6 protein-coding genes and 1 pseudogene are annotated in these 4,078 nt (G+C 70.0%); 5 read left to right on the top strand and 2 right to left on the bottom strand.

All coding sequences use genetic code 11. From position 1 onward, the window contains the following. The 5 genes and pseudogenes from BN11_RS12950 to aat form a co-directional block, all read left to right on the top strand. Positions 1-194: pseudogene (locus BN11_RS12950) on the top strand (glycerate kinase); the annotation flags it as partial. 248 nt (positions 195-442) lie between these two features. Then, positions 443-799: a HesB/IscA family protein gene (locus tag BN11_RS12945; RefSeq protein WP_048698321.1), complete on the top strand. Its 357-nt coding sequence runs from the start codon at positions 443-445 to the stop codon at positions 797-799. Positions 800-1,044: 245 nt separating this feature from the next. Next, positions 1,045-1,665, top strand: a complete 621-nt coding sequence (locus BN11_RS12940) for a hypothetical protein (RefSeq protein WP_048698320.1) — start codon at positions 1,045-1,047, stop codon at positions 1,663-1,665. A 100-nt stretch (positions 1,666-1,765) separates the two neighbouring features. Beyond that, complete coding sequence (locus BN11_RS22750; RefSeq protein WP_048698318.1) at positions 1,766-2,752, top strand: carbohydrate kinase family protein; 987 nt, start codon at positions 1,766-1,768, stop codon at positions 2,750-2,752. Further along, positions 2,737-3,459, top strand: coding sequence for a leucyl/phenylalanyl-tRNA--protein transferase (gene aat, locus BN11_RS22745; RefSeq protein WP_053084100.1), 723 nt, complete (start codon positions 2,737-2,739; stop codon positions 3,457-3,459). The genes BN11_RS22750 and aat overlap by 16 nt, the downstream gene beginning before the upstream one ends. Here aat and BN11_RS21330 read toward each other — a convergent pair. Next, positions 3,456-3,737 carry a sulfurtransferase TusA family protein gene (locus tag BN11_RS21330; protein WP_053084099.1) on the bottom strand — a complete coding sequence of 94 codons (282 nt, stop codon included), beginning with the start codon at positions 3,735-3,737 and terminating at the stop codon, positions 3,456-3,458. The genes aat and BN11_RS21330 overlap by 4 nt on opposite strands. Beyond that, positions 3,737-4,078: aminotransferase class V-fold PLP-dependent enzyme (locus BN11_RS12920; RefSeq protein WP_048698316.1), on the bottom strand; the 342-nt coding region annotated here is incomplete at its 5' end. The genes BN11_RS12920 and BN11_RS21330, both read right to left, overlap by 1 nt.

The following is a 4,078-nucleotide window of genomic DNA, read 5'->3' as shown; positions in this document are numbered from 1 at the left end:
CCCCCCCCCCCGCCACGCCCGCGATCGTGATCGCCGGACGGGTCCTCGTCGGCCGGCGCGAGGCGATGGGGGTGGGCCTGAGCGGAATGTATGCCGTCGCCGCCGATCCCGCCCAGGAGGAGGCTGCCTTCGCCGACCCGGTCGGGACGCTGCGGGCGCGGGCGGCGCGCGTCGCCCGGACCTGGTCGCCCTGACGTGGTTGCCCCGGAGTTGGCTGCCCGGAGTTGCTGTCCTGACCCGGTCGGCGCGGTCCTGACGTGGGCGCCCTCACCCGTGGCCCTGACCCGGTCGGCACGGTCCTGACAATTGACCAGGCAACCGGTGCATAGGGTGCCCTAACTGTGGGTATTCTGGTGCGGGTACGGGGAACAATCCGCAGCCGACGTGGCGTTGCACGCGGCATACGGAGCACGACCCGCCCACGACGCGAAGGATCAGCCAGATGACCACCACGGACCAGACCTCCACCGATACCCACGGCGTGCTGCTGACCGACGTCGCCGCCACCAAGGTCAAGTCGCTGCTCGAGCAGGAGGGCCGCGCCGACCTGCGCCTGCGTGTCGGCGTGCAGCCCGGCGGCTGTTCGGGCCTGATCTACCAGCTCTACTTCGACGAGCGCACGCTCGACGGCGACCTGGTGCGCGACTTCGACGGTGTCGAGGTGGTCGTCGACCGGATGAGCGCCCCCTACCTGGACGGCGCGACAATCGACTTCGCCGACACCATCGAGAAGCAGGGCTTCACCATCGACAACCCCAACGCCGGCAGCTCCTGCGCCTGCGGAGACAGCTTCAGCTGACCCACCCCAAGACCGACGGCCCGGGCGCTGACCCCTGCGCGCCCGGGCCGTCGCCTGTCTGCGCTGCGCGTCTGACACGCTGTCGTGCTCGCCGTCGCGACACGCCGTCGAGCTGGGTACCCACTCGTAGTTGAATCGTAAATTGTATCGTCGTAGGGTTTCACCGCCGGTCATCGAAGCCGGCCCGGGGCTGCGGAGCCCGACCCGAGTGGCTCTCCCCGGAGACGGAGGAGGCCCCCCACTCAATGCGTAGCACTCTCGACAAACTCATCTCGTGGCTCGGCCTCGCGCTGGCCGCGTTGCTCCTGATCGGCGGCGGCCTGCTGCTGTGGGGAGCCAACTTCACCAAGTCCAATGTGACCGACCAGCTCAAGCAGCAGGACATCACCATGCCGTCCGGGTCGGCCATCGAGGACCCGCTCATCAAGCCGTACCTGGAGAAGTACGCCGGCCAGGAGATGACCAATGGCGACCAGGCCAAGGCCTTCGCCGATCACTACATCAAGGTCCACATGGACAAGTCGTCCGGCGGGCGTACCTACGAAGATGTCTCCGGCGAGTTTATCGCCCTGAGCAAGGACGCCAACGCCGACAAGACCAAGCTGGAGGAGCTCGGCGCGCTGCGTCAGAGCCTGTTCATGGGCAACACCCTGCGCGGGCTGCTGTTGAACGCCTACGCCTTCGGCACCATGGCCAAGATCATGACCATCGCCGGGATCACCGCCCTCGTGGGTTCACTGCTCATGGCCCTGCTCGGGCTCCTCGGCCTGCGGCATGCCAAGCAGGTCCGTGACGAGGAGAGCCCCCTCGTCCGTCGGGACGAGGCGACCCGCCGCGACGGCGGCGCCACGGCGGCGACCGTCTGAGGGGTAGCTGCCCCAACCGCATACCCGCACCGCGCCGGTCCTCGTTCGAGGACCGGCGCGTTCGCGTCAGCGGCCCGGAGGAGGCAGATAATGTCGGCCCGTGAAGATCCTCGTGACCGGTTCCATCGCCAGCGACCACCTCATGACCTTCGACGGCCGGTTCGCCGACTCTCTCGTCGTCGAGCAGCTGGACAAGATCTCCCTGTCCTTCCTGGCCAACGATCTGGAGATCCGGCGGGGCGGGATCGCCGCCAATATCGCCTTCGGGATGGCCAACCTCGGCATGTCGCCGGTGCTGGTCGGCGCGGTGGGGGAGGACTTCGACGCCTACCGCAGCTGGCTCGAGCGGCACGGCGTCGACTGCGAATCGATCCTGGTCTCCGACACCAAGCACACCGCCCGCTTCGTGTGCACCACCGACAAGGACATGGCCCAGATCGCGACCTTCTATGCCGGGGCGATGAGCGAGGCCCGGCGCATCGAACTCGGCCCGATCCACAAGCGCGTCGGCGGCGCCGACTACGTGCTCATCGGGGCCAACGACCCCGGGGCGATGCTGCGGCATACCCGCGAGTGCCGCAAGCGCGGCCTGAAGTTCATCGCCGACCCCTCCCAGCAGCTCGCGTTCAGCAACGGCCCGGAGATCAAGGAACTCATCGACGGCGCGACCTACCTGATCACCAACGAATACGAAGCACGCCTGACCGAACAGAAGACCGGCTGGAGCGCGACGGACATCGCCGAGCGCGTCACACACCGCGTCACCACCCACGGCAAGGACGGCGCGATCATCGAATCCCCGGGCGAGGATCCGATCCACGTCGGCGTCGCCAAGGTGGCCCGGCTGGCCGACCCCACCGGTGTGGGGGACGCCTTCCGCGCCGGTTTCCTCGCGGGGCTGTCCGTCGGGCTGCCGCACCGCCGCTGCGCCGAGATGGGTTCGGTCCTGGCCGCCCACGTCATCGAGACCGTCGGCACCCAGGAGTACGAGCTGTCCAAGCGCACCTTCCTCGCGCGCCTGGCCGACGCCTACGGCGAGGACTCCGCGACCGAGATCGCCCCGCACCTGAAGTGCCCACGCCCCTAGCGCCTCGGCCCATCGAACCCCCGCCCACCGGCTGGTCCTTCCGGCGGCTGATCGCGCAGGCCCCGCCGAGCGATCTGATCGGTGTGGGCGGGGACCTGGAGCCGGGCACCTTGCTCGCGGCCTATCGGGAGGGTGTCTTCCCGATGGGCGTCGACCTCGACGACGAGCATGTCATCGGGTGGTGGTCACCGACGGAGCGGGGGGTGCTGCGTCCGGCAAACCTGCACGTCAGCCGGTCCCTGCGGCGCTCGGCCCGCACAATGCAACTCAGCGTGGACGCCGACTTCGCCGGGGTGGTCGCCGGCTGCGCCGACCCGCAGCGGTCCGGCGCGTGGATCACGCCGGAGATCGCCGCGGCATACCAGCGCCTGCACGAACTCGGGTGGGCGCACTCGATCGAGGTGTGGCGCGAGGGGGAGCTGGCCGGCGGGCTGTACGGCGTGGCCGTCGGCGGGCTCTTCGCCGGCGAGTCGAAGTTCCACCGGGTCACCGACGCCTCCAAGCTGGCGCTGGCGGGTCTGGTCGACGTGATGCGCTCCGGCGCCGGTCCCGCCCTGATCGACGTCCAATGGCGCACCGACCACTTGGCCACCCTCGGCATCGAGGTCATGTCGCGGCCGGACTATCTCGCCGCTCTCCCGGTTCTGATCACCGCCCCCGGCCCCGATTGGGCCGCCTGGCGTGGCCGCCGCTGGGCGAGGCGCTAGGTCCCGAGGCGGATGTCGGCGCGCACCTCGTCGCCGAGGTGCAGGTCGAGCAGGGTATGGCCGCGCAGCCGACACCACGCAGGCAGGTCGGCTGCCGCGGCCGGATCGGTGGCGAGGACCACGAGCCGGGCGCCGTCGGGCAGATCCTGGGCCGCTTTGGCCGCCATGATCACCGGCATCGGGCAGCGAGTCTCCCGAGCGTCCACGATCACCGCATCGCCGTCATCGAGGCCGCCGGCGCCGCGGTCGCCGGGGCCGGGCTCCGAGTGCTCGGTCATCACAATCCTCCTGCTCCGAGTCGCGCGCGCACCTCACCGATCACCAGCGGCAGCGCCGTGATCAGGCGGTCCACGCCGGAATCCCGGTCCGGTGCGGTGGCACGCCAGGGCACGGTGATGCGGATGTTGCCGTGCGTGAGCAGCCCCATCGCCGCCAGCACATGGCTCGGCTCGAGCGTCGAGGCGGTGCACGCCGAGCCGGAGGCCACGGCGATATCGCGCCGGTCGAGCTCGCCGACGAGGGTCTCCCCGTCGACGTACAAAGCGCTGCAGGTCACGATGTGGGGGAGATGTTCGCCGTCGTCGCCGGCCACCTCGACGTCCGGTATGGCCGCGGCGGC

The organism is Nostocoides australiense Ben110 (genome assembly GCF_001050535.1).
Lineage (GTDB): Bacteria > Actinomycetota > Actinomycetes > Actinomycetales > Dermatophilaceae > Nostocoides_A > Nostocoides_A australiense.
The sequence above is the reverse complement of the archived record's forward strand: the minus strand, read 5'-3'. Positions and strand labels throughout refer to the sequence as shown.

Excerpts from the sequence above, each read along its gene's own strand:
- BN11_RS12945 (WP_048698321.1), top strand. The coding sequence starts at position 443 with ATGACCACCACGGACCAGACCTCCACCGATACCCACGGCGTGCTGCTG.
- BN11_RS12940 (WP_048698320.1), top strand. The coding sequence starts at position 1,045 with ATGCGTAGCACTCTCGACAAACTCATCTCGTGGCTCGGCCTCGCGCTG.
- BN11_RS21330 (WP_053084099.1), bottom strand. The coding sequence starts at position 3,737 with ATGACCGAGCACTCGGAGCCCGGCCCCGGCGACCGCGGCGCCGGCGGC.